The sequence below is a fragment of the Salipaludibacillus aurantiacus genome, assembly GCF_900111295.1.
In the GTDB taxonomy this organism is placed as follows: domain Bacteria; phylum Bacillota; class Bacilli; order Bacillales; family Salisediminibacteriaceae; genus Salipaludibacillus; species Salipaludibacillus aurantiacus.
The window spans coordinates 211,296-235,079 of record NZ_FOGT01000006.1 but is presented as its reverse complement, the minus strand read 5'-3'; the positions used below and the strand labels follow the sequence as shown (position 1 = coordinate 235,079).

Sequence of the window (23,784 nt, the reverse complement as noted above, 5' to 3'; positions counted from 1 at the left end):
GGCAATAACCGAGAATTTCTCGGCTTTGCCGATGGGATCATGCCGGGGCATTCATCCCCCTCTGCCAAATACCGGCGTGGTTCCATCGGTGCAGCTGACACCAGAAAGGAGAGTGAAGAAATTGGCAGTAAATGAAGTTGCTTCTGAGATAGGTATCAAAGTAGGAACAGAAACCACGATTAATCACTGGTTTGAAGTTAATCCAGATGCAGAAATCATTGATATCAAGTTCTCGTGTGATCCAGAAGGAAACGACATGCTCTGTGTGATTTACCGAAGGGAGGGTTAACGATGCGTCTAGTTAATAGAGAACAACCAGGTTACATCAGTGAAGCAGCAGACAACTTATACCGTCGGTGGCTTTACCATAACGAAAAAGAGCAAAATTTTACCCCACTTAACATGCAAATGGCTTATTACCATCTTGGTTTAAAACATGGAATTGAGTTAGCGCTTGATCAAATGGATTATAAGCTCATAGAAAAAACCGACCAGCTGGCCGGCTGATCGGTCAAGGGGGTTGCAAATATTAACGTACTTTAATTATAAGGCACCCCCTCAAATTACACAAGCGGAGGGATATACGTGAAAACACTAAAACTTCAATCATTACTACTCAAGAACTTCAAAGGCGTGGAGTCTTTCTTACTGGAAGCGAAAGGCGAAGATGTTCAAATCTTAGGAGATAACGCCACTGGGAAATCAACTCTTTTTGATGCTATGACCTGGCTGCTTTTCGATAAAGACAGCCATAACAAAAAAGACTTTGCTATAAAGACCCTAGATGAGGCAGGGGATGAAATTCACGGCCTTGATCACGAGGTATCTGCTGTCTTTCTTGTAGACGGTCTGCCCCTCACACTCAGGAAGACATTTAAAGAAAAATGGACTAAGAAGCGCGGATCAGCTCATAAAGAGTTTACCGGTCACACGACTGATTACCACATTGATGACGTGCCAGCTAAGCTGAAAGATTTTAAAGAAAAAGTCGCTGAAATTGTAGATGAGGATGCCTTTAAGCTCCTTACAAACCCAGCTTACTTCAATGAACAAATGAACTGGAAAGACTGTCGGAAGGTGCTTTTGGAAGTATGCGGTGATGTGTCAGACCAAGACGTGATTGCATCAGATAATAAGCTATCAAAGTTGTCTGATCTGCTCAGCAATAAAACAATTGATGACGTAAAGAAAATGGTTGCAGAGCAAAAGAAAGAGATTAACAAGCAGCTCGATATGATTCCAGTACGAATAGATGAGATTAAACACAATCTGCCTGATGTATCAGAGCTTGATGAGTCTCAATTAAATGTTGATTTAAAGCGTTACGATCAAAACCTTCAGGAAAAAGAAGATGAAATCACTCGGATCCGTAACGGTGCAGAGGTGACTGAGAGACAAAAACATTTAACTCAGCTGCAGAGTGAACTGATTGAGATTAAGAACAATCATAACTCTGATACTTATGATGAGATCATGCAGCGTGAAAAGCACTTTTATGAGCTTAAGAGTAAGCGTGATGATACAGAACTTAAGGTCACACAGATGCAACGCACTATTCGCAATACAAAAGCTGCCATTGACGAAGAAACAGAGCGAAAACAACGGCTTCTCAATGATTATCATTCAGAGAATGAACGTGAATTCGAACATCATCACGATGACAACTGTCCGACATGCGGACAAGACCTGCCAGAAGAACAGGTGAAAGAGGCGCATGAGAAAGCACTGGCTGACTTTAATAAGAAAAAATCGGAACGGCTAGAAAGTATTAAAAATAAAGGGCTTCAAATTAAAGAATACATTGAACGGATGCAAGGGGAGATTCAACATCATGAATCGGATCTTACGGATCACAAAAAATCACTTGATCAATACAGCACTCAGATTGATGACGTGACCACTAAGATACAAGGCCTAAAGTCAAACACGACAAAGGTTGAAGAAACGGACGCTTATAAAGCGAAACAAGATGAAATTGACAAGATCAAAGATGAAATCGACCAATTAAAAGCATCTGTCAATGAATCGCTTGAAAAGGCTCAGAATGAACTCTTAGAGCTAAAAGCATCCAAGCGTGAGAAAGAACAAGAACTCTCTAAATTTGAGCAACACAGACAGTCAGAGAAACGCATAAAAGAGCTTGCGGATCAGGAGCGTGAACTGGCTAAGAAGTATGAAGAACTGGAAGAAAAGCTGTATCTGACAGAAGAATTCACACGGCAGAAAGTCTCAATGCTTGAAGAGAAAATCAACAGCAAGTTTAAATATGCCCGGTTTAAGCTCTTTGAAAATCAAATTAACGATGGCCTGAAAGAAACGTGCGAGACGTTATATGAAGGTGTTCCATACGGTAAAGGCCTCAACACTGGTCACAGCATCATCGTTGGTCTGGACATTATTCAGACACTATCAGAGCATTACGGATTCCAGGCGCCGATATTTATCGATAACGCTGAGTCCGTCACAAATCTACCGGTGATGGATGCACAGCTTATAAGCCTTGTGGTCTCTGAGTCAGATAAGAAGCTAAGAATTGAGCAAGTAACGCAAAAGGAGGCGGTTTAAATGTCAGAACAAAAACAGCAGTTTAACACACGATTAGCCAAAATAAATAACACTTATGCGCCAATGATTGAGCGCCAATTAACTGGTAACGGTATTGATATGGACGAGTATTCAAAACAATGTGTGGTCAATGCTATTACAAGCATTAATCAAGCGCTTGATCAAAAAGGGATTGACTGGACAGACCCACAACTGGATCAAAACAATTTAACAGAAATGCTTCTTAATGTTGCATCTCTTAAATTAAATGCAGCCGCAAGTCCGAGAGAAGTGTATTTCCAGACACGCAATGTGAAAGTTAAAAATTCGCAAGGTGCTGAGGTCTGGAAGAAGCAGATTGAAATGGGTATTGAAGGAGATGGTAATGATGCCATCCTCTCACGATTCGGACGTAACGTTGATCGGGTCGCTCAGATATGGCTAGTGAGGGAAGAAGACAAATTCACTTATCCCTCATTTACAGGTCTAGAAATGCAACCTCCTACCTGGACGCCCACCGGCAAAGGTAAGGCAGTCAGAGTTGTTTACCCGATTATTAAAACAGATCAAACCGTTGAATATCACATTTCAGAGCGAGAGGACGTTATTAAGAATTTGATAGCTCACATTAATAACAACCTCATGAATGAGACGTTTGGAATTGCTGAAAGTCGCTTTAAAGCTACTGCTGATCAAAAAAAGAAAATAGCAGCTAAAAAAACAGAAATACTCAACAAAGTTAAAAACATGTCTATTGATGATGCGCTTGACGATGAAGCCATTCAAAAACACGTTAGCCCTGCTTGGAAAGACCCGCAAAGCAGAGAATCTATGATCATTCGTAAGATGCGCAATAACGTGGCTAAGAAGGTCCCGAAAGACTTTTCTAACTCCTTTGTTTCCATGCAATACGAAAAGACGACAGATGAAACTTACAAGCAAGTTAAGCAGGAAATTGACGAAAACGCTAATCAGGAATTCATTGACGTTGAACCTATTCAAGATGATGAACCGAAACAACAACCGCAAGATAATGAACCAGAAGAAAGCAAACCTGAACCCGAACCACAGCAGGAGCAACCAAAAGAAGAAAGCCAACACCAAACGTTATTTGACAGCTTTGAACAATCTGAGCAAACGAATAAGCAGCCAGCTAATGATGGTAAGGATCCATTCTAATGATTGAGATCAAAACACTTGCATCAGGGAGCCAGGGCAACTGTTACCACATAACGGACGGCAGAACTGCCCTGCTCATTGAGGCAGGCATCTCGTTTAAAGAGATTCGCAGACAGTTGGACTTTCAGACATCTAACATTGCAGGTTGCTTAGTCTCACATGAACACAAAGACCACTGTAAGGCTGTACCAGACGTTTTAAGAGCTGGCATAAATGTTTATATGTCGGAGGGCACAGCAAGCGAAATAAACGCCGCTGGACACCGAATTAAGCATGTTAAATCAAAGCAATCATTCAGGCTTGGCACGTGGACCGTATTGCCGTTTGACGTACAACACGATGTATCAGAACCATTAGGCTTCTTACTTGCTAATCAGGCAGGAGATAAGCTGTTATTTGCCTCAGATACTTATTACATCAAATACAAGTTCAAAGGGCTTACTCATCTACTTTTAGAGTGTAATTACAGTTTAGACATTCTTAATGAAAACATTGAAGCCGGGCGGATCCACAAGGCTATGAAACACAGGTTATTACGCTCTCATTTTAGCTTAGAGAACGTCAAAGAGTTTTTGAAAGCTAATGATCTTAGCAAGGTGCAAGAGATTCACTTGCTGCACTTATCAGACAGCAACAGTGATGAAGAGCGATTTAAACGAGAGATCCAGGAGCTTACCGGAAAGCTGGTGTATGTCTCATGACCATTATCATTCCTGAACACTTTGTCTGGATGGCCAAGAATAGTAGCACACCCCGCAAGTCATATAGGCGGTACATTAACGCTTATCTTGAGCATAACTATCCAGATTATAGATTAATAGATTACCATCAGCGCACAGCTGAAATTGAGAAGGTGACTCAATGAAAAAACCAACCCGATCCCAGAAGGAAGCTATTACATGGGCAGGTTTAAACATTGACGATTGGCAAGTAAAGAAAGTAAGACCTGACTCACTGGTGGTTAAGCATCGATGGGTTGGCCGAGAGAAGGAAATACCGATATAAGGAGTCGATCTCATGAAAGGCGCATTCCAAATCAGCAGAGAAATCTTTGAAAACCCCATATGGAACGATATACCAAAGTTTAGAATCTTCTTTTTCATCGTTGGGAATGCCGTCTTTTCTCATGAGGGGGTTAGGAAAGGAGGCATTCTAATAAAGAGAGGTCAGTTTCTTCGATCATACCGAAACCTGAGAGATGACCTTGAATATATAGACAATCGTGCTGTTAAAAAGTATTCAACATCGGTAATAAAAAGGAAGATTGATCAACTTGTGAAGGAAGAAAGGTTGTTAATTGAAGATACCGAACTTGGAACACTTTTCACAGTGGTTAATTATGACTTATATCAAGGTTTTGACAACTATAGAAACAATAACTTGGAACAGCGTGAGAACAGCGTTGGAACAGCGGAAGAACAGCGTTGGAACAATAATAAGAATGTAAAGAATGTAAAGAATGATTTAGAAGAAGAAGAGGCACCGAAATCGCCTGATAATCCGTTTGAGGTTTACCAACAGAATTACGGAATACTTAAACCAATTATTAGTCAGTCATTAGCTGAATGGTGTAACGACCTGTCAGATGAATTAGTAAGTGCTGCAATTAAACTGGCTGTAAAACGGAATGGCCGAACCTTTACTTTCATTGAAGCGATTTTGAAAGAGTGGAACCAGCAACAAATAACTACACTCAATGAAGCGAGGATTTATGAAGAGAGCAAGTCACACCTAAAGAAAGGAAACTTTGATTATGGCCCGAACAATCGAGGACGTCATGAACAGCCTGAGAGAGAAGATCGAATCCAACCAATCGGGCGGTACCGAAAACGACAGAGAGCCTGAATTTGAATGTCCTAAGTGTAAGGATATAAAGGGATTTATCATTACCCGCGATGGAACAGAATATTGGCGAGACTGCACTTGTGTAGCCTGGAGGCGAGCTGAGAGGCTTATGAAGTCATCCGAGATCACGGAAGAATTTAAGAAAAAGGGTTTTAAGAGCTTCAGAACAGAAGGGAAACCGCCACAGATCAAAGACATGTATGAAACGGCAAGGGATTATTACATGGACTTTGACAAGATCAGAGGCGAACGACAGAACAGCATTAGCTTGCATGGGAATCCCGGTACCGGAAAAACACACCTGCTACTGGCTGTGTCCAATAACCTCATGAGCAAAAGAGGAATCGGAGTTCTGTACTTCCCATATGTTGAAGGATTCAACGACCTGAAAGACGACTTTGACAAGCTGGAGCAGAAGCTGAACCGCATGAAGTATGTAGATGTCCTTTTCATCGACGACCTGTTTAAACCGGCGAGAGGTAAGCCCAGGGCGACAGACTGGCAGGTAGAGCAGACATACGCGGTTATTAATCATCGGTATCTTAACCACAAGCCGATTATGATCAGCTCAGAATTAAGTACTGATGAGATCTGCGACATAGACGAGGCACTTGGAACTCGGATCTTTGAAATGAGTAAGGATTACACGGTATTAGTGCAAGGTGATCGGAGAGAGTTAAATCATAGATTGGAGGACTGAGGATGTGTAAAACATGCCAAGATACCGGGCGACAGATTGAGCTCCAGGGGGCAATTAAAATAGTGCGGCCTTGCTCGGACTGCACGGACGATGTGAGGGCGGAGAGAAGCAGAAATGCAAAGGCAAAGCTAATTAAAAACTTGGAACGGATGCATAGAAAGTTGGAACTGCTGAAAGAAGCAACCGGATAGGAGGCTGGCCAATGTGGGAAGGCATTAGAAATTCAAAGGTTGAACGGAATGACGGCTGGTCATCGGAAGTCACAACCACACGCTGGACACAGGAACAGGTTGAGGATTATTTCAAAGATCAAAAAGGAGGCCAAAAGATGAAAGCCACAAAGGAAGCTTACCAGGACTTAAAAGCCAAGGGTATGACAGACAAGGAAATTGCGGGCGAATTTGGATTAGCTATTAACACACTTTATAAATATAAGTCGACGGAATGGGGGATAACCCGGAAGAAAACAGAAGCTCAGGAAAATGCCGGCATTCGTGAGAATCAAATTGTGAGCAAGACCGATAGCGACAAGTATCTGGAGCTTATGGACAAGTACGAAAAGCTGCAACGTGAACACCATCAGTTGAATAATGATTTCTCTAAAGTTGAACAACAAAGAGACGAATTGACTGAATATGCAACTGAGCGACTTAACAAAGTACTTTACGAAAATGAATATTTAAAAAACGATTACACCGCCTTATGCCGATCATATGACAAGCTGGAAGCTGAGAATATGGAGCTTAAAAAACGTTTGGAGAAACAGCCCGCAGAAAATAAACGCATTAACCTGTTGGAACGAAGTTTGTTACTGGAATACATGAAAGAGGGTGTTGCTGATGTATCTCAGACTCATTGTTGAACGAGAGCGTATGATCCAGGAGCTGCAGGCCATGCATTTTTACGAGTTTGAAGGGCGACCACTTGAAAAGCTTGGTTATAACCAACTGAAACGGGCTTATGTAAGGTTACCAGAGTTAAAGGAGTTGGAGGCATGAAATCACTTGAAACGCATCTGAGCCACCCGTTTTATAGGGAAGCAGCTGAATTTTGGGCGAAAGTAAGGGCACAGCAGATCATGAAAGGCGCTCAAAAGTATGTGGAGCCATTTACAACAAGCAGCTGGACTGATGCTGAGATCATTAACCACGCCATGCAGGAAAACGTTGACCAAGCACATTATATCTATGCTGCTAAAGAGCGCATGGAAGAGCAACGAAAACAGCTGGATGAACTTACTTTCTTGTGTGAAGAACAGGTGGAACTATCCATACACCAAGCGAAAAGGATCCGGCAACTGGAAGAGCAGCTGCAGAGGACGAAAGAAAATGAAGGTTAACACTGAAACCTACTCCGGCCATGAGGAAACAATCAAACGTATGGAATCTGTTTACCTTACAAAAGAGCCTGGTGAAACGGTGGTCATTCTAGAAGAATTGGACTTCACGTTTACGCGCTCAGAATTAGCCGAGATTAAGAGATTATGGAAGAAGGGTGTCACACTTCAAGAGATGACTAGAAAACTATACAGGAATGAAAATGAGCTGTTTCTTGCTGTGTTTCACCTTACTTTCCAGAATCGAAAGAACGGAACGGATGGGATTGCGCTTAATTTGAGTCAGATACTGGGAGGAAGGCATGAACAAAATTAGTTTAGATCAATTAGCGGAAGATATAGCACAGTGGGCTGAGGACAAAGAACTGGACGAGGCAGCATCGGAAAAACAGATGCTGAAGCTTATGAAGGAAGTTGGCGAACTGGCACAAGGTCTGGCGAAGGACCACCGTGACCAGGTGATTGATTCTATCGGTGATGTGTTTGTGGTTCTGAAGATACTGTCTATGCAGTTAAGTTTAGATTTAACCTCCTGCGTTGCAGTCAGTTATGGAGAAATCATGCATCGTAAGGGGAAGATGGTGAACGGTGTTTTTGTGAAACAGGAAGATCTAAAGGAGGTCTGATCATGGAACAACACACAGAATGTATCAGATGCGGCCGGAAGCTGAAGGATAAAAAGAGCTGTGAGCGTGGATATGGCTCAGTTTGTTACCGGAAGATGCTACAAGAAGAAAAAGATTTTGATAATCAGCAAATATGGGATGGCTTACCAACGGAGTTGAAGGGATGAAAATAGTCGTGCCAGGGCGTCCCGTTCCTGCTGTCAGAATGACGAGAAGGGGCGCACATGTTAAACCAAATGCACAGAGGTACCTTAACTATAAATCTAGCGTCGGATGGGCTGCTAAAGCTCAGAAAGTTAAATTGATAGCCGGCGCTGTCAAGGTGGACATAAAGCTGTATTTGTCTGGAGGCAACCAGGGCGACATTGATAATTACGCTAAATCACTGACCGATGGACTGAACAAAATAGCATATAACGATGACCGGCAAATTAGGAAGATGAACATTGAAAAGATCGAATGTGAAAAGGACGAACAAAGAGCAGAAATTATTGTGGAGGAACTTACGGGGGTGAAAGCATGAGTGACTTTGATGTTAAAGAAGCAGCTTACGTGATCCCGGCGCCTTCGAGCTTACACAGTGATACGGTTGTCTATTATGTACCGGTTCACGAGATTGACGAAAAGTACCCACCTAAGAAGAAAACACCAGATGAGATCCAAGCAGACAGGCAGGCCTTACACAATGCAAAGGTCAGTCACAGGATGCATGAACGAATGGGGCTGTTCTGGTGATGGAAAAAGCATTGGATATGGCGTTGATCGACCCGGAACCAGAGGAAGAAGATTACAGGAGGGGTAAGCGTGAAGAAGAAAAGGTATATCGTATCGACACACAGTGGAAAACACGAAGTAGAATGTCAGTTTCTGAAGGAAACAGGAGTGATTATAAAGTTCTGCAACTATGATCAACCCTTTTCACCTGAAATTGTAGCTGCTTTTAACGTGATGACTGTTAATTCCTATGTAATGGTGAAGGAGGGGGAATAGTGCTCTGCATATACCCGGACAAGTCAAAATTAACACGCGTCGAGTGTGAAATATTAAACGATCAGATGATGGACATTGAGCATGAAATTTTTATTGAGAAAATGTACGAACGGCAGGAAGTAAGAGAGCGTATTGCTGCAATGTTTATAGACGAATTCGAAAAAGCTATTGAAGTAATTGGTGAAACTTTCAGAAGTATAGCTAATGGAATTAAACAACTTTTCGAAGAAGCGTTTGAAATACTGCAAAGGGACAAAGAAGAATCGAAACGCCAGAACTGGCACACTCCGAGAAACATTCCAATGCAGAGCCAGGTCATAACCAGGAAACCACAGATGGTAAGGGCGAGGGCACAGTTATGATAATAGCCTATCAAGTGATTTTAATTCTTGTTATATTGATCGGTTTTATTGGTGCTATAGGTGAACGGAAAGACAAGGACTTACGTACAAAAATGACAGCATTATGTATTGCGGCAATGGTGAGTTTTATTATATCGACTAAATTCTTGTAAGGAGAGGTTGAGGATGCCTGAATCCGAAAGAGAAAGACTCATTAGAAAGAATGAAAATTTTGTACAGTTACCTCCGCCTGACTTTTCAAAAATGAGTAACGAACAATTAGAGAATCGATTGAAAATGATGGAAACAATGTTCGATAGAGCGTTTGAGGATAAGGAGTGAGTGAGGATGGAAGAAACTAAAGTGATGAAAGAAATGTTAGACATTCAAGGTAGTGATGGGAACTGGAACTACAACGAATATATGCACGGAATGTATAACGGCATGGAATATATGTTGGCAATGACGGAAGGTAGGGAGCCTGTATTTAGGTCAGCTCCAGAAACATGGATTAAAGATAAAACGTTTACCGATGGACCTAAGTCACATGATATGACATAAAACAAAAACCGCCCCTCTCAGGACGGCTACCCACCGTTATTATATCATGAATAACCTTGGGAGGGGTCATTGCATGACAAAGAAAGAACTGGAAGAGATGATCAGCGACTATCGTTTGTACAAAAGAGAGATTGAGAGACTTAACGATTTGGTTTATGGCATTGGTGTAGGATTACCTTCAAGGTTTGGTAACGCTGGAGTAGCAGCATATGGTGTTGAAGCGACAATGCCAAGAGGTTCAAGTGGCATTAGCAAAAGTGAGCTGGACAAGTTAGACAAAAGAGAAAGAAAGCTCCTTTACCGAATTCAAGGATTCCAGGACAAAGTTGAATTTGTTGAAGCTGCTGAAGAAATGATCACGGATCCGGTACAGCAGATTGTATTCAGTTGCATGATGGAAGGATTAAGTTATAGGGCAATCGGGAAGCATGCAGGCGTGTCACGAGAACAGGTCAGAAGGTTAAAAGATGACGTTTTGTGTCATTTGTGCCAAAATGACCATTTGTGCCAAAATTGGCAGTATTTGAAGTATCAAAAACAGACTGTGTAGAATGGAGGGGAGGTCGGCTAGGTTAAGTTACACCGATATTCCACTATCTTGAAATGACCGTCTGTCACTACTGGCAGGCGGTTTTTATATTGATTCCTGCTTACAGGGACTTAGATGATAGGAGAAATTAGACTCCTGCCCTGTGAAGAGTGATCAAAAAAGGAGGCGAGGTGCATGTAATGGACTGGCAAAAAATAAAAAAAGAATACGAGACATCAGACATTACATTGAAAGCACTCGCTGAAAAGCATGGCGTGAAATTAGGTACGTTGAAGAGTAGAAAGAGCCGTGAGAAATGGACGAGGGGTGCAACTAAAAAGGATGCAACCAACAGGATAAGGGATGCAACCGAAAAGAAAGAAGTTGCAACTCAAAAAGAGTATAAAGTGGATGCTCCTGAACTCACAGAAAAACAACAGCGATTCGTTGAGCAGTATGTGATTGACTTGAATGCGACACAGGCTGCTATTAGAGCTGGTTATAGTGAAAGGTCAGCTTATAGTATAGGGCAAGAGAACCTGAAAAAACCTGAAGTCCTCGCGCGTGTAAAAGAAATACGAGAACAACAAAAACAGGACAGTTACATGGATGCTCTATGGGTTCTGGAAAGGCTTGCTCAGGTTACTGACCGATCTATGACAACTGAACCGGTTATGATGTGGGATCATGCAGCTCAGGAGTTAGTTGAAACAGGTGAATACCAATATGACTCACAAGGTGCTAATAAAGCCTTAGAATTAATCGGTAAACACTTAGGTATGTTTGATCCGAAGGCGAAGCACATCGATGCTATGAGTCAGGCTCAGATCGAAAAAGTTAAAGCTGAAACCGCCAAGATCAAAGCCGAAACCAAAAACGAGGAAGAGGGCACTTCCAGAATTGTGATTGTTAACGACAAAGAAGCCATGCGAAAGGAAATGATGCAGCGTGACGACAGCAACAGCGAATAAAACCGTTGACATCATGAATTGTATTAATCCGAATTTCTATTCGTTCTGGTTGAATGAGAAGCCTGCTTCAATTTTGAGTGGTGGCCGTTCATCAATGAAATCATCTGTCATCTCGCTAAAGCTTGTAACTGAATTCCTGGAAGATGATCAGGGCAATGTGGTCTGTTTAAGAAAGATCGGCAAATACCTTTCAAATTCTGTCTATGAGCAGATCAAGTGGGCCATTTATCTGTTAGGTGCGCAAGATGAATTCAGGTTCATGAGTTCACCGTTGAAGATCATTCATAAGCGAACAGGAACAGCCTTTTATTTTCATGGCGTTGACGATCCGATGAAGCTTAAGTCTATGAATATCGCAATCGGTTATATTATGGGGTTATGGTTTGAAGAATTAGCCGAATTTGCAGGGGTTGAGGACATAGACACTGTGGAAGATACATTTATCAGGCAGGACTTAGGGGAGAAAGAGGTCAAGGTTTATTACAGCTACAATCCACCGAGAAACCCGTATTCGTGGGTCAATGAGTGGCGTGATGATAAAGCAAATGACCCGGACTACTTCCTGCATCACAGCACTTACCTGGAAGACGAGAAAGGCTTCCTGTCTAACCAGCTAATTCGTAAGATTGAGAAGTACAAAGAAAATGATGAGGATTACTGGCGTTGGATGTACGGCGGTGAAGTCATCGGACTAGGTGACATGGTTTACAACATGGATCACTTCCAGTGGATTGACCAGATACCAGAAAATGATGATCTGCTGCTAATTGATATTTCAATTGATACTGGACACCAGGTATCAGCTACACCTTATTTAGCGTTCGGATTCACAAAGCGATTAAACGTCATCTTACTTGATACGTGGTATTACTCACCAGTCAATAAAGTAGTTAAAAAAGCGCCGTCTGAGTTTAGTAAAGACTTATGGGAGTTTGAGCAAAGGCAGCTACAGACCTTTAAGCGAAACATTGATATGCGAACGATTGATTCTGCTGAAGGTGGTATGAGGAACCAGTATTTTAAAGATTACAATACACGATTACACCCGGTGAATAAAAAAAAGAAAGTGACCATGATTGAAAACGTACAAGACCTGCTGGCGCAAGGTCGTTTTTTTATGCTCAATAACGAAAATAACCGAATCTTTTTTGAAGAACACAAAAAGTATCAGTGGGATCAGGACACGCTTCAGAGTGACGATCCAAAAGTGATAAAAGAAGACGACCATACGTGTGATGCGTTCCAATATTATGTTATGGATAACCTTCGTAAGTTGCAGTTGAAGTGATAGGAGGTGACAGACGTTGTTTAAAGGGATTATTACCGCAATAAGGAGGTGGCTACAGGACGTGGGATTACTTAAAGGCATCAAAGGATTGAGACACCACAAGCAGATTGAGATTGACGAGATGTTTTTTAACCGCATTGATTACTGGGATAGGCTTTACCGTGGGTTCCCGGAAAGTGGAGAGCATGAAATTAAATATACAACAGTTGACGGTAAACAAAACAAACGGCGAAAGATGAGTCTTAACTTGCCAAAAGTGGTCGCTCAGGAAATGGCAAGCCTGGTTTATAACGAGAAAGTTGAGATTAACATAGGTGAGAATGAGACGCTTGAAAAACTGTTTGAAGAGATCAAAAAGGACAACAAGTTTAACAAAAACATTCAGGACCATCTTGAATACAATTTTGCTCTAGGTGGATTCGTGATTAAGCCATATGTCAAAGACGATAAAATAAAGCTATCATACGTAACGGCTAAGTCGTTTATTCCCCTCTCATGGGGAAATACAGGTGTGACAGAGGCGGTATTCCCGAACCAGTTTAAGCGTCAGAAATACTGGTACACACACCTTGAATGGCACGTGTGGGAGGGCAACAACTACGTTATTAAAAACACACTGCACCGATCAGACACACAGTCTGAACTCGGAATTGAAGTGCCTCTCACTGATGTTTACGAGAACTTAGAGCCTGAAATAAGATTCCGCAACTTTAAAAAGCAATCCATGTTCGTGCACATTAAGCCAAACATTGCGAACAACTTCGACATTCATAGCCCACTTGGCATAAGTCTTTATGCGAACGCTACAGATACAATCAATACACTAGACACGATGTTTGACAGCTTTAATAGAGAGTTCCGGCTCGGTAAAAAGCGAATCATTGTTCCGGCTCACATGGTTAAAAGTGTAGTAGGCGCTGACGGAGGAATGCACCGTTATTTTGATCCGAATGATGAAACCTATGAAGCTTTTGATTTTGGTCAGGATGCAGATGACATTAAAGACATTAACGTGGTGCTTCGAGTCGAGGAACACATTGCAGCTATTAATGCTATGCTTAATTTACTTGCTTCACAGATCGGCTTTAGTGCCGGAGCGTTTACCTTCGATGGTGAGGGCGTTAAAACAGCGACAGAGGTTGTTTCAGAAAACAGTAAGACATTTAAATCCAAACAGAGTCACGAGATCATCATTGAGGAAGCATTAACCGAGCTGATTGATATTATCGTTTACCTCTCTCAGACGTTTGGCAGTTTGCCAACTGTAAGCGGTGAGTACCAAACCTCTATCCACTTTGACGACAGCATAGCAGAGGATAGGACAGCCGAGGCAGAGAGAATTTACCAGGACCTGCAGAACAAGATCATTCCGAAAAAACGAGCCATCATGAAGCGCTACGGTCTGACAGAGGATGAAGCCAAGGAATGGCTTGCTGAGATTAACGAAGAGAACGCCACAGCGACTGCTGATAGCCTTGATTTTTTCGGTGGAAGTGGTAACTGATGGAGCGTGAAGAGTTAGAGCGTTTTTCCAGGGCAGCGAATGAAATTTATTTGAAGATGGAAGATGAACTGTTAAAGAATGTCGCCAGGCGAATCGGAAGAGGTAAGAGGTTACTAACAGACATTGAAAACAACGGCGATACAGAGCGTATAAAAAGTTGGGAAACCGAGTTATTAAACGACCTTGACGCTCTTGATCAAGATAACATCGAAACCATTGCCAAATACTCTGATGAGTCAATCGAAGCCGTAGAAGAAATGCTGCAAGAAGCTGGTATAAGATCAGCTAATGCGATAGAGGGCGAACTGAGAGAAGGTTACGATCAGGGAGTGCTGCAAAATAAACCTGATCCACCTCGGAAAAGTGCCTCACTAGCAAGAATCGCTGAAACCTTGGTTGATAACGCAAAGCAAAGTTACAACTTGATTAATACAACGCTACTCGATGAGTCACAAAAAGCTTATATTGATATAGTCAATCGCACGACAGCGAATGTTATCTCAGGTGCATCGACACCACAGCAAGCATTAAGGCAAGTCACAAGCGAATGGTCACAGAAAGGCGTTCCTGCTTTGATAGACAGGGCAGGGAAGCAGTGGAGTACAGAGGCTTATGTCGGCATGATTAACCGCAGCATGACTAACACTGTCGCTAATCAAAGCCAGGATGCGCGAATGGATGAATACGGCGTTGATCTCTTTGAGGTCAGTAGTCACGATGGTGCTCGTCCTGGATGTGCACCGTATCAAGGTAAAATCTATTCTCGAAGTGGTGAGAGTGACCAATATCCGTCAATAACTGAAACCACTTATGGTGAAGCTAGCGGGTTGTTTGGCACGAATTGTGGCCATGTTAAATTCCCTTACATTCCTGGAGTTAGTAAAAAGCGCCATAAGCCAAAGGATGACGCAGAGAACAAGCGCATCTATGAAGAATCGCAAAAACAACGTTACATGGAACGCCAGATCAGGGAGGCAAAGCGTGAAAAGTCGATGCTCATGGAAATGGGAGACGGTCAGGGCGTTCATTTTGCTGAGGAAAAGATTAAAGAGCGTCAGACTGTCTTAAGGGAGTTCACTAAAGACACAGGGCGCACAAGACGCATAAGCCGTGAACAACTAAGGTAAAGGGGTGATGACTTGCGGAAGGCTAAAGCTCAACAAGAGCAAATTAACGAGCTGGAAAAGCGCATTGAGCACTTAAACGACATGATCAATGTCCTGGCTCGTAAAGTCGCAGACCTGGAAGGTAAGAGCAAAGGTCCAACCTATTTAGGTTAAAAAGGAGTGTGGTCCATATCTGCCGGCTACTGGCAAAGTGGCGACTGAAAGGGGTGATATTATGATTTGGTATTTAAAACAATTATTACCGTTAACATATCGCACTGAATACGGTGACGAGAACGACAAGAAGCATTTTGTTGTTTGGCGCATGTGGTTCGGGCGTTGTTTTGACGCAGACGATCATGTTATTGGAGATTGGAATAACCGCACCTACTGTGAGACTCAGTAGGTTTTTTATATGCACTCATTCGGAGTTATCCGTAAAATAACTATCCTATCGCTGACACGACAGCGTAATCAAATGTAAGGAGAGATGATTTATGAAACGTGAAGCATTGAAAGAAATGGGTTTGACCGATGAGCAGATCGACAAGGTAATGGCTGAACATGGTAATACAGTAAACGATCTAAAAAAGAAAGTTGAAGATGCTAAGAAAGTGGAGCAACAGCTGGACGATTATAAGAAACAGATCGATGATCGAGACAAGCAGTTGAAAGACCTCAGCAAACAAGCAGAAGGTAATGAAGACCTTCAGGCTCAGATTAAGAAGCTGCAGGATGAAAACGACACTGTAAAAAATAAATATGAACAGAAACTTCAGCAACAATCCTTTGACCACACGCTTGAAAAGTCCTTATCCGGTGCAAAAGCACGAAACCCGAAAGCTGTTAAGGCACTCCTGGATATGGACACGATCAAGATGGACGGCGAAAATCTCAAAGGTCTTGACGAGCAGCTGAACAACTTAAAAGAGAACGAACCTTATCTGTTTGAATCAGATGAGGGGGATGGCGGAACGCCAGGTTACAGTACTGGCGAGCACCAGAACACGAACACCCAAACTGACGCTTTTGTCAGTGCCTTAAAAGGCGAATAAAACAAATTAGGAGTGATTTTAAATGCCAAACGCTATTAACTATGCAACAAAATATGAACGTGAATTAGCACAAATTATTCAGCAGGGATCTTTAACGTCTGAACTAGAAACACCAAACGTAAACTGGTTAGATGCGCAATCGTTTAAAGTGCCGACTCTGACTGTATCAGGTTATAAAAACCACTCTCGTAACGGTGGTTATAACCGTGGTGACGTCGAAACAAACTACACTACGTATACGCTATCTTTCGACCGTGACATTGAGTTTTTCGTGGACAAGGCAGACGTGGACGAGTCGAACCAAGCGGCATCTGCTGCTAACTTAACTCGTGTATTCCTCCAGGAGAAAGCTATTCCTGAAATGGACGCTTATCGTCTTTCTAAAATGGCAACAAAGGCGATTGACCGGGGTTCGGATGGAACAGCCTCCGAAGAGGTAACAAAAGCAAATGTTTACGGTAAATTAAAGGCGGCCATCTTGCCAGTGCGTAAGTACGGACCTCAAAACGTGATTGTGTATGTATCATCTCTAACAATGGACGCGCTAGAACAGGCAGAGAACTTTACTCGTAAGATTGAAATGCAAGCATCAGGACCACAAGCGATTGAGTCTCGCGTGACGTCTATTGATGGCGTGCGAATCATCGAGGTATGGGATGATCAGCGGTTCCACACTGAGTATGACTTCTCTTCAGGATTTGAACCAACGGCAGAGGCGCTAGAGATCAACTATCTTGTGGTCGCGAAGCCGTCAATCATTGCGAAGCCGAAGATCAGCTCCATTTACCTATTTGAGCCAGGCGCGCACACACAAGGTGACGGCTACCTTTACCAGAACCGTATGTATCATGATCTGTTTGTGAAAGAGCACCGAATGGATGGTGTGTTTGTGTCCACGAAACAAAATGCATAAACGTCATTAAGTTAAGAATAGGAGGATGACCAATGCCAACATTAAAAAAAGATAACGTTGTACTAACAGTGAACGAGTCGCAAGCGAAGGAATTAAAACTCAGAGGTTTTAAGGAACATAAGCCGAAAGTGAAAGAACAAAAGTCAAAAGGAACCAAGTAAGAGGGCGATTATTCGCTCTCTTTTCTTTTATATGAGGGGAGGCTGTTAAATGCCTGCTTATATTGATTACACCTACTACACCGATGATTTTCACGGAGCTGAAGTGGACGAACAGGAGTTTAAACGCATGACACGGCGAGCGTCAGACGTTATCGACCAAGTGACAGGTTACAAGATCGTTCATATCGGACTGGATAATCTCTCAGAATTTATTGTTGAACAGGTTAAAAAAGCCACTGCTGCACAAGTGGAACATTATGTGATTGCCGGGGGCGTTGAGTTTGTCGGGTCTTCCGGCGTCACTAGTGCTCAGGCTGGTAACTTCCAGTATCAGACCGGGGGCGGTCAGGATGGTTCAGGAGATGGCAGAGTCAGCCCTGATACTATCGACTATCTGAGGTACACAGGGCTTTTATACAGCGGAATAGGAACGATGCGTAATGTTTATTAAACCGATGCCAAAGCAGCTCCTTATCCACTCAGTTAAGTACGAGAAGTATCTTGGTGAGGACGACTGGTCAGGTGGAGAAAACTATGGTGACCCGGTAACAATCGACCTGGTGCGTGTCCAATGGTCCACCGATTTAAACCGTAATAACAACGCTACAGACGTCTTTTATCAGGCCATGATGTTTTATGATATGACTCACTCTAAGCCGAAAAACATTGAGTGGGTTGAAAACTCGAAAATCACGATTGACGGCCAGACAATGTATATCAAAGAAGTTCACCCGATCTACACCACAAAACTGCACCATTACGAGTTGATGCTGACATGATGAATATGAGTGTACATGCTGTGTTGAACACCAAGAAGATTAAACAGCGTGCTCAGAAGTCGTTCGGGCGTGCTCAGTTTGTCATGGACAGCCAGGTCTTAAATGATTCTAACGATTACATTCCTGCCGATGACTGGAATTTGCGAGACTCAAGCCTGACTCACTCAAATCTCGGTGAAGGTGATATTAAATGGCGTACACCATACGGACGTAAACTCTATTACAACCCGCAGTTTAACTTCTCGACCGATAAAAACCCACAGGCACAAGGTTTATGGTTTGAAGCAGCTAAGTCAAAAGACAAAGACAGCTGGATCACACAATCTAAAAAAGAATTTGAAGCTAATTTTAATTAATGGGGGTGGAGCATGGACTTTCTAACAGATTTACGCAACAAAACGATGCAGGAACTGGATTTATTTACAACTATATCCCCTATGGTCCTGCCGCGTGATAACAAAGGGATTGCCATTCGCCCTGCCCCGACTTCAAATGGTGCATGGCGACTCGATGGAGCACAAACTGGTGTATTTAGCGTGCAGCTACTTGTCAGGGCTGACACCTGGCTCGTAGCCTGGGAAGAAATCAACAAGATTGACCAGTATTGGAACGGTCAAAACAGTGATTTTATGAATGGTTTAACACTGATGCAAACGACCACAAGCCCTAATTGGGTTGAAATAGACGACCACAATAGACATGTATTTACAGCCTTATACCAGGCTGAATTTGAATAGGAGGTAATAGAATGGACTTTTTTTTAAATAGCGCGCATAAATTCCGAATCGGAGAGGACGAAGAAACAACTTTTCCTTTAGGTGCTGGATTGACATCTGTTGAACCTGCAGGAAATGAAGAATTATCACAAGATCGGTACCTTGACGGTGAAGGCGCTGCAGAAACGGACGTTACAGGTGGTCAACAAACATTAGCTTACTCAGGACATCGTAAATATGGCGATGACGCACAAGATTTTATTTATGATAAAAAATTGAAGTATGGTTCTGAACGCCGTTGTTACTTTGAATGGGAAGACCCGACAGGTAAAATCCTAAAAGGTAGTGCAACAATTGCTAACATTGAAGGTCCGGGTGGAGAAGCAGGCGCTAAAGGGGAAATTTCTTTCGAGATCCACTTCAACGGAACGCCTGAACAAACAGAAGCCGCAGCGTCATAATAACTGAGTCGTCTATATCAGACGGCTCTTTTTTCGTATATAGAAGGGAGTGCAACACATGAGAGAGTTTCAATTTAAAAAAACGTATGAAGAATTCAAGATTGCAGGCAAAGTTTATAAGGTCGATTTCTCCGATCCGGCTGTTAAGCGGTATCAAATAGAGCTTTACGAGTATATGAAACGGTCTAAAGAACTTCAGAAAGTCGATACTGACAAACTGGACAAGAAAGGACAGGAGAAAGCCTTTAATGATGCCCTGGACGCCATGAGAACATTTGTTGATGCCATTATGGGTGGAGGTTCGTTTGATGAGTTATACAAAGCCTCCGGTGAATACTCTGAAAACATGGTTGAGTTTGTGGAGTTCCTGGCTGAAATTGTGGGTGAACGAGCACAGCGTTTAAAACAGAAAGCTAAGAAGCATAAATACAAAAAGAAAAAGGCGAACTAATCATGTCTTTTTCCCTCACAACTGACTATACAGACGAAATAGAGTTTGATGGTCGCACTTATACGGTGGACACAGCCTTTGACACCGTTCTGATGGTCTTTGAACTGTTGGAAGATGACACGTTTCTGGACTTCGAGAAAATCACCATAGCTCTTGAGTTGTTTCTCGATGAAGAATTTAAAGATGAAGACTGGAAAGGCAATTTTGAACTGTTCAAACGGATTTTTAATGAACACCTGGACATTGATCTGGACGAGAAATCGGAAGACGGATCAGAAAAGAAAATATATGACTTTGAGAAGGACGCAGAGCTGATATATGCGTCTTTTTTTAGTGCTTACAACATCGACCTGATCGAAGCAAAAGGGGACTTGCCCTGGCACAAGTTTATAAAGCTATTATGTCAGTTGGACGAGAAGTCGCCATTTAAAAAAGCAATCGGCTATCGAACTATGAAGATTCCGAAAGAGACCAAGCATAACAAAGACCATGTAAAAGAGCTCAAGCGTTTAAAACAGGCTTATGCACTCGACCAGGAGCCGGAGTCTCAGGAGTCACTAGACAGCAAATTAGACAGCGCCTTTTCAGCGTTTAAAGGAGGTGGCAAGACGTGAGTAATGCAGACGGTACTATTAGAGTCGATAGCAAGATTGACCAGTCGCAGTTTGAAAAAGACCTCCAGGGCATGCAAAAGAAAATGAAAGGTGCAGGCGACAGTCTGAAAAAGACAGGTCAATCACTCACAAAGAATGTCAGCCTTCCGATTGCTGCGCTAGGCGGCATGGCGTTTGCAGCTGCAAACGAAATTGACAGCGCTTATAAAGACATCCAGATCGGAACAGGAGCCACAGGTGATGCATTAGAGGACTTGCACGGCGTATTTGACAATGTGTTTACCGAAGTGCCACAAGGAGCTGAAGAAGTAGCCGGGGTTATTGCTGACTTCAATACCTTAATGGGTCTTACTGGTGATGAAGCTGAGATCATGGCTAAAAAGACACTTGATGCAGCTCGTATGAATGGCATTGACTCGGCCAACTTAACACAGCAAGCATCCGAAGCCCTGAACAGATGGGGTATTGAAGGTGAAGAGGCAGCAGACAAGATGGATCTTGTTTTTAAGGCATCTCAGGATACCGGTACCGGAATGGACGAGCTGTTTAGTCTTATGTCCCAGCATGGCTCTACACTTGAAGCATTCGGTATGAGCTTTGATGAATCGGCTTATTGGATGGGTGAAATGGAGAAGGCTGGATTTGATGTAAACGGCATTATAAGAGAAATGCGCGGAAGCCTTGATAAACTTGCTGAAGATGGTAAAGACCCGGCTGAAGCTTTTGCTAACCTATCAGAAGAGATCAAAGGGGCTGAAACAGCTACAGAAGCAGCTGAGATAGCATCAGAGATATTTGGGAGCCGTGCCAGGGATGTATCAGACGCTATAAGAGAAGGGAAATTTGACTTTGAGAACCTTTCGGATGAAATAGGGGATTACAAAGGCATTATCGACGAGACCGGAGAAGAGACCTTAACTTTCGGTGACCGTTTTATGATGATGAAAGATGAGGTCATGGTTGCCTTGCAGCCAATAGGCGAGATACTCTTGGACCTCGCAGAAGAGTGGATACCGATACTAATTGAGAAGATTCGGATGCTAGGTGAATGGTGGGAAAATCTATCACCACAGATGCAGAATGTCATTTTGATATTGTCAGGTATTTTGGTTGTTGTCGGTCCGATATTAATTGGACTCGGCTTAATGGTCGGCTTATTATCAAACTTAGTTCCGATTGTAATGGCGGTCATTAAAGCCTTCACTCTGCTTCTCAATCCGTGGGTGTTGGTAGGGATTGCAGTTGCCGCACTTGCATATCTGATTTATACGTATTGGGACGAGATTAAAGAATTTACCGTTTCCGTTTTTACGGCGATAGGTGAATTTTTTATTGAAGTCTGGGACTGGATAAAAGAGACTTTCTGGACAGTCATTGACGCTATCGTGGAGTTTTTCACGGAACGGTGGGAGCAATCGAGAGAACAAGCAGAGCAGATATTCACTGCTATATCAGAGTTTTTTAGTGATATATGGAGCACAATCGAAGATACGTTCAATAGTGCTTTAAATGCAATTTTATCCTTTATTGAAGAAAATTTTTCTTTTATTTATGAAACCGTTGAAAATTACATCACTCTGGTCAGTCAAATTATATCGTCAGTCTGGGATTTAATTAAAGAGACCTTTAAAAACGCACTTGATTTCGTGGTCGCCCTTGTAACAGGTGACTTTGAAGGCATGAAAACCGCTGTTGAAAATCAAATGCAGGCTATTAGCGATTTCATATCTGATATTTGGAATGGCATCAAAGACTTTTTCTCGGAAACATGGGACTCTATTACCTCACGGCTTGAATCATTTCAAGATGCGTTTATCGGTGTTTGGGAAGCCATTAAAGACGGTGTAAGGGCGGCGCTCAATCCGATCATTGACTTTATTAATGACATTATTAGCGCTATTGAAAGCATGGTTAACGCGATTGGCGATGGAGTAAATCAAATACCATCATTTGACGTGCCGAACTGGGTTCCTAAAATCGGAGGCAGCACGTTTGGATTACCTGATATTCCGAATGTCAGCATACCGAGAGTGCCATCTCTTGATGTTGGTACAGATAAGGTTACTCGTGATGGTTTGGCTATGATCCACAAAGGTGAAGCGATTGTGCCGGCGGAACATAACGGGCCGTACTCAGGAAATGGAGGCATTACACAACATATTACAATTAATAGCCCAGAACCGTTATCAGCGTCTCAGATAAAGAAAAAACAACTTGAAGCTTCAAGACAATTGGCTTTGGAATGGGGGACGTAAAATGCAATTAGAGTTTGAAAATAGTGCAGGGGAATCAATTGTACTCGGTCCCTATCCTTATAAAATTGTCAATGGAGGGGGAGAGGATGAAACTGAAGTAGATAACCAGTGGCAAAAGTCACCTTATCAAGATGGTGAAACGTTTATTGATAATACGCTTGAGAACGGTGTACATCCTTACGAAATTGTTATATCAGCCAACTCTCCAGAACAATTGCAGGAGAGGAAAGAGTATCTTTGCAAAGTGCTTAATCCCAAAAAGGGATTGGGTCGCTTGCGTAAAATAGAAGCTGGCACGACTCGTGAAAAGGATGTTGTATCTGACTTCGTACCAAAGTTTCCTAAAGGTACAAGTAACAGAGCGCCAGGTTTTCAGCGTTGTCTAATTCAGTGGACTGGAAATCCATACTGGCAGTCGTTAGAGGTGGTTGCAGAACCACTCTCAGCGTTTGTACCTAAGTTCCAGTTTCCTTTTTCGTTTCCGGTAAAGTTCGGTGAAAGAGGTTCAGAAGCGAATTTATACAATGACGGCCATGTACCTTGTCCGATTGAAATAGAATTTAATGGCCCTGCTGTTAATCCGATGGTGACGAATAGAGCGACAGGCGAGTTTTTAAGAGTGACCCAGGAGTTAAATGAAGGTGACAAGCTCTTAATCAACACTGCAGAAGGTAGAGATCGCCAAATAATCATACAGCGTCAGAATGGCGACACAGAAAACGCTTGGCACTATATAGATATATGGGATTCAACGCTCTTTTATCTTGATATAGGCGAAAACGTGATTGAATACGATGCTACGGCGGGCGGTACAGCGCTTGTAAATATAAGCTTCAGAAAATTGTATGTGGGGGTGTAA

At 42.5% G+C, this 23,784-nt stretch carries 37 protein-coding genes; all 37 read left to right on the top strand.

Features of this window, described 5'->3' with window-relative positions; all coding sequences use genetic code 11:
- The first annotated feature begins 31 nt into the window (after window positions 1–31).
- The 37 genes from BMW59_RS21665 (at window position 32) to BMW59_RS09680 (ending at window position 23,784) form a co-directional block, all read left to right on the top strand.
- Window positions 32–289, top strand: coding sequence for a hypothetical protein (locus tag BMW59_RS21665; protein WP_177174271.1), 258 nt, complete (start codon window positions 32–34; stop codon window positions 287–289).
- Window positions 290–291: 2 nt separating this feature from the next.
- Window positions 292–507: a hypothetical protein gene (locus BMW59_RS09835; protein ID WP_093051007.1), complete on the top strand. Its 216-nt coding sequence runs from the start codon at window positions 292–294 to the stop codon at window positions 505–507.
- A 78-nt stretch (window positions 508–585) separates the two neighbouring features.
- Window positions 586–2,565 (top strand): AAA family ATPase, encoded by a 1,980-nt coding sequence (locus BMW59_RS09830; protein WP_093051004.1) that lies wholly within the window; start codon window positions 586–588, stop codon window positions 2,563–2,565.
- Window positions 2,566–3,723, top strand: a complete 1,158-nt coding sequence (locus BMW59_RS09825; protein WP_093051001.1) for a hypothetical protein — start codon at window positions 2,566–2,568, stop codon at window positions 3,721–3,723.
- Window positions 3,723–4,424 carry an MBL fold metallo-hydrolase gene (locus tag BMW59_RS09820; RefSeq protein ID WP_093050998.1) on the top strand — a complete coding sequence of 234 codons (702 nt, stop codon included), beginning with the start codon at window positions 3,723–3,725 and terminating at the stop codon, window positions 4,422–4,424. The genes BMW59_RS09825 and BMW59_RS09820 overlap by 1 nt, the downstream gene beginning before the upstream one ends.
- A gap of 160 nt (window positions 4,425–4,584) precedes the next feature.
- Window positions 4,585–4,728 carry a DUF6906 family protein gene (locus BMW59_RS22415; protein ID WP_425441265.1) on the top strand — a complete coding sequence of 48 codons (144 nt, stop codon included), beginning with the start codon at window positions 4,585–4,587 and terminating at the stop codon, window positions 4,726–4,728.
- Between the two features lie 12 nt (window positions 4,729–4,740).
- Window positions 4,741–5,568 carry a DnaD domain-containing protein gene (locus BMW59_RS09815; protein ID WP_093050996.1) on the top strand — a complete coding sequence of 276 codons (828 nt, stop codon included), beginning with the start codon at window positions 4,741–4,743 and terminating at the stop codon, window positions 5,566–5,568.
- Window positions 5,474–6,268, top strand: a complete 795-nt coding sequence (locus tag BMW59_RS09810) for an ATP-binding protein (protein WP_093051122.1) — start codon at window positions 5,474–5,476, stop codon at window positions 6,266–6,268. Before BMW59_RS09815 ends, BMW59_RS09810 begins: the two co-directional genes overlap by 95 nt.
- A 202-nt stretch (window positions 6,269–6,470) precedes the next feature.
- The gene (locus tag BMW59_RS09800; RefSeq protein ID WP_093050990.1) at window positions 6,471–7,130 is read left to right on the top strand and encodes a GumC domain-containing protein; all 660 of its coding nucleotides are present in this window, start codon (window positions 6,471–6,473) and stop codon (window positions 7,128–7,130) included.
- A gap of 132 nt (window positions 7,131–7,262) precedes the next feature.
- Window positions 7,263–7,607, top strand: coding sequence for a hypothetical protein (locus tag BMW59_RS09795; RefSeq protein WP_093050987.1), 345 nt, complete (start codon window positions 7,263–7,265; stop codon window positions 7,605–7,607).
- The gene (locus tag BMW59_RS09790; protein WP_093050984.1) at window positions 7,597–7,920 is read left to right on the top strand and encodes a hypothetical protein; all 324 of its coding nucleotides are present in this window, start codon (window positions 7,597–7,599) and stop codon (window positions 7,918–7,920) included. Before BMW59_RS09795 ends, BMW59_RS09790 begins: the two co-directional genes overlap by 11 nt.
- Window positions 7,907–8,230, top strand: coding sequence for a MazG-like family protein (locus BMW59_RS09785; RefSeq protein ID WP_093050981.1), 324 nt, complete (start codon window positions 7,907–7,909; stop codon window positions 8,228–8,230). Before BMW59_RS09790 ends, BMW59_RS09785 begins: the two co-directional genes overlap by 14 nt.
- 2 nt (window positions 8,231–8,232) lie before the next feature.
- Window positions 8,233–8,397 carry a DUF6011 domain-containing protein gene (locus BMW59_RS21660; protein WP_177174268.1) on the top strand — a complete coding sequence of 55 codons (165 nt, stop codon included), beginning with the start codon at window positions 8,233–8,235 and terminating at the stop codon, window positions 8,395–8,397.
- Window positions 8,394–8,753, top strand: coding sequence for a RusA family crossover junction endodeoxyribonuclease (locus BMW59_RS09780; RefSeq protein ID WP_177174267.1), 360 nt, complete (start codon window positions 8,394–8,396; stop codon window positions 8,751–8,753). The genes BMW59_RS21660 and BMW59_RS09780 overlap by 4 nt, the downstream gene beginning before the upstream one ends.
- Window positions 8,750–8,965, top strand: coding sequence for a hypothetical protein (locus tag BMW59_RS09775; RefSeq protein WP_093050975.1), 216 nt, complete (start codon window positions 8,750–8,752; stop codon window positions 8,963–8,965). The genes BMW59_RS09780 and BMW59_RS09775 overlap by 4 nt, the downstream gene beginning before the upstream one ends.
- A 69-nt stretch (window positions 8,966–9,034) precedes the next feature.
- Window positions 9,035–9,220 carry a hypothetical protein gene (locus BMW59_RS09770; RefSeq protein ID WP_093050972.1) on the top strand — a complete coding sequence of 62 codons (186 nt, stop codon included), beginning with the start codon at window positions 9,035–9,037 and terminating at the stop codon, window positions 9,218–9,220.
- The gene (locus BMW59_RS09765; RefSeq protein WP_093050969.1) at window positions 9,220–9,582 is read left to right on the top strand and encodes a hypothetical protein; all 363 of its coding nucleotides are present in this window, start codon (window positions 9,220–9,222) and stop codon (window positions 9,580–9,582) included. The genes BMW59_RS09770 and BMW59_RS09765 overlap by 1 nt, the downstream gene beginning before the upstream one ends.
- Before the next feature lie 165 nt (window positions 9,583–9,747).
- Window positions 9,748–9,903: a hypothetical protein gene (locus BMW59_RS21655; RefSeq protein ID WP_177174266.1), complete on the top strand. Its 156-nt coding sequence runs from the start codon at window positions 9,748–9,750 to the stop codon at window positions 9,901–9,903.
- Window positions 9,904–9,909: 6 nt separating this feature from the next.
- Entirely contained in the window at window positions 9,910–10,122 is a 213-nt protein-coding gene (locus BMW59_RS09760; RefSeq protein WP_093050966.1) for a hypothetical protein, read from the top strand.
- 73 nt (window positions 10,123–10,195) lie between these two features.
- On the top strand, window positions 10,196–10,672 hold the full coding sequence (locus tag BMW59_RS09755) for a hypothetical protein (protein WP_093050963.1): 477 nt from the start codon (window positions 10,196–10,198) through the stop codon (window positions 10,670–10,672).
- Window positions 10,673–10,821: 149 nt separating this feature from the next.
- Window positions 10,822–11,622 (top strand): terminase small subunit, encoded by an 801-nt coding sequence (locus BMW59_RS09750; RefSeq protein WP_177174265.1) that lies wholly within the window; start codon window positions 10,822–10,824, stop codon window positions 11,620–11,622.
- Between the two features lie 13 nt (window positions 11,623–11,635).
- A complete protein-coding gene (locus tag BMW59_RS09745) occupies window positions 11,636–12,910 on the top strand; it encodes a PBSX family phage terminase large subunit (RefSeq protein WP_093051119.1) in 1,275 nt (424 codons plus the stop codon).
- Between the two features lie 61 nt (window positions 12,911–12,971).
- On the top strand, window positions 12,972–14,414 hold the full coding sequence (locus BMW59_RS09740; protein ID WP_342739961.1) for a phage portal protein: 1,443 nt from the start codon (window positions 12,972–12,974) through the stop codon (window positions 14,412–14,414).
- The gene (locus BMW59_RS09735) at window positions 14,414–15,541 is read left to right on the top strand and encodes a phage minor capsid protein (protein WP_093050954.1); all 1,128 of its coding nucleotides are present in this window, start codon (window positions 14,414–14,416) and stop codon (window positions 15,539–15,541) included. The genes BMW59_RS09740 and BMW59_RS09735 overlap by 1 nt, the downstream gene beginning before the upstream one ends.
- A gap of 12 nt (window positions 15,542–15,553) precedes the next feature.
- Entirely contained in the window at window positions 15,554–15,694 is a 141-nt protein-coding gene (locus BMW59_RS21650) for a hypothetical protein (protein ID WP_177174264.1), read from the top strand.
- Window positions 15,695–16,017: 323 nt separating this feature from the next.
- Window positions 16,018–16,575, top strand: a complete 558-nt coding sequence (locus BMW59_RS09730; RefSeq protein ID WP_093050951.1) for a phage scaffolding protein — start codon at window positions 16,018–16,020, stop codon at window positions 16,573–16,575.
- A gap of 22 nt (window positions 16,576–16,597) precedes the next feature.
- Window positions 16,598–17,488: a hypothetical protein gene (locus tag BMW59_RS09725; RefSeq protein WP_093050948.1), complete on the top strand. Its 891-nt coding sequence runs from the start codon at window positions 16,598–16,600 to the stop codon at window positions 17,486–17,488.
- A gap of 32 nt (window positions 17,489–17,520) precedes the next feature.
- A complete protein-coding gene (locus BMW59_RS22240; protein WP_281244256.1) occupies window positions 17,521–17,649 on the top strand; it encodes a hypothetical protein in 129 nt (42 codons plus the stop codon).
- A 49-nt stretch (window positions 17,650–17,698) separates the two neighbouring features.
- Window positions 17,699–18,100 (top strand): head-tail connector protein, encoded by a 402-nt coding sequence (locus tag BMW59_RS09720; RefSeq protein WP_093050945.1) that lies wholly within the window; start codon window positions 17,699–17,701, stop codon window positions 18,098–18,100.
- Window positions 18,090–18,428: a putative minor capsid protein gene (locus BMW59_RS09715; protein ID WP_093050942.1), complete on the top strand. Its 339-nt coding sequence runs from the start codon at window positions 18,090–18,092 to the stop codon at window positions 18,426–18,428. Before BMW59_RS09720 ends, BMW59_RS09715 begins: the two co-directional genes overlap by 11 nt.
- A 20-nt stretch (window positions 18,429–18,448) precedes the next feature.
- Window positions 18,449–18,784, top strand: coding sequence for a minor capsid protein (locus tag BMW59_RS09710; RefSeq protein WP_245733045.1), 336 nt, complete (start codon window positions 18,449–18,451; stop codon window positions 18,782–18,784).
- A gap of 12 nt (window positions 18,785–18,796) precedes the next feature.
- A complete protein-coding gene (locus BMW59_RS09705; RefSeq protein ID WP_093050935.1) occupies window positions 18,797–19,165 on the top strand; it encodes a minor capsid protein in 369 nt (122 codons plus the stop codon).
- Between the two features lie 11 nt (window positions 19,166–19,176).
- Entirely contained in the window at window positions 19,177–19,605 is a 429-nt protein-coding gene (locus BMW59_RS09700; protein WP_093050933.1) for a phage tail tube protein, read from the top strand.
- 58 nt (window positions 19,606–19,663) lie between these two features.
- Window positions 19,664–20,056: a hypothetical protein gene (locus tag BMW59_RS09695; RefSeq protein WP_093050930.1), complete on the top strand. Its 393-nt coding sequence runs from the start codon at window positions 19,664–19,666 to the stop codon at window positions 20,054–20,056.
- A 2-nt stretch (window positions 20,057–20,058) separates the two neighbouring features.
- Window positions 20,059–20,670: a Gp15 family bacteriophage protein gene (locus BMW59_RS09690; RefSeq protein WP_093050927.1), complete on the top strand. Its 612-nt coding sequence runs from the start codon at window positions 20,059–20,061 to the stop codon at window positions 20,668–20,670.
- Window positions 20,667–22,925, top strand: coding sequence for a phage tail tape measure protein (locus BMW59_RS09685; RefSeq protein ID WP_093050924.1), 2,259 nt, complete (start codon window positions 20,667–20,669; stop codon window positions 22,923–22,925). The genes BMW59_RS09690 and BMW59_RS09685 overlap by 4 nt, the downstream gene beginning before the upstream one ends.
- A 1-nt stretch (window position 22,926) precedes the next feature.
- The gene (locus BMW59_RS09680; protein WP_093050921.1) at window positions 22,927–23,784 is read left to right on the top strand and encodes a phage distal tail protein; all 858 of its coding nucleotides are present in this window, start codon (window positions 22,927–22,929) and stop codon (window positions 23,782–23,784) included.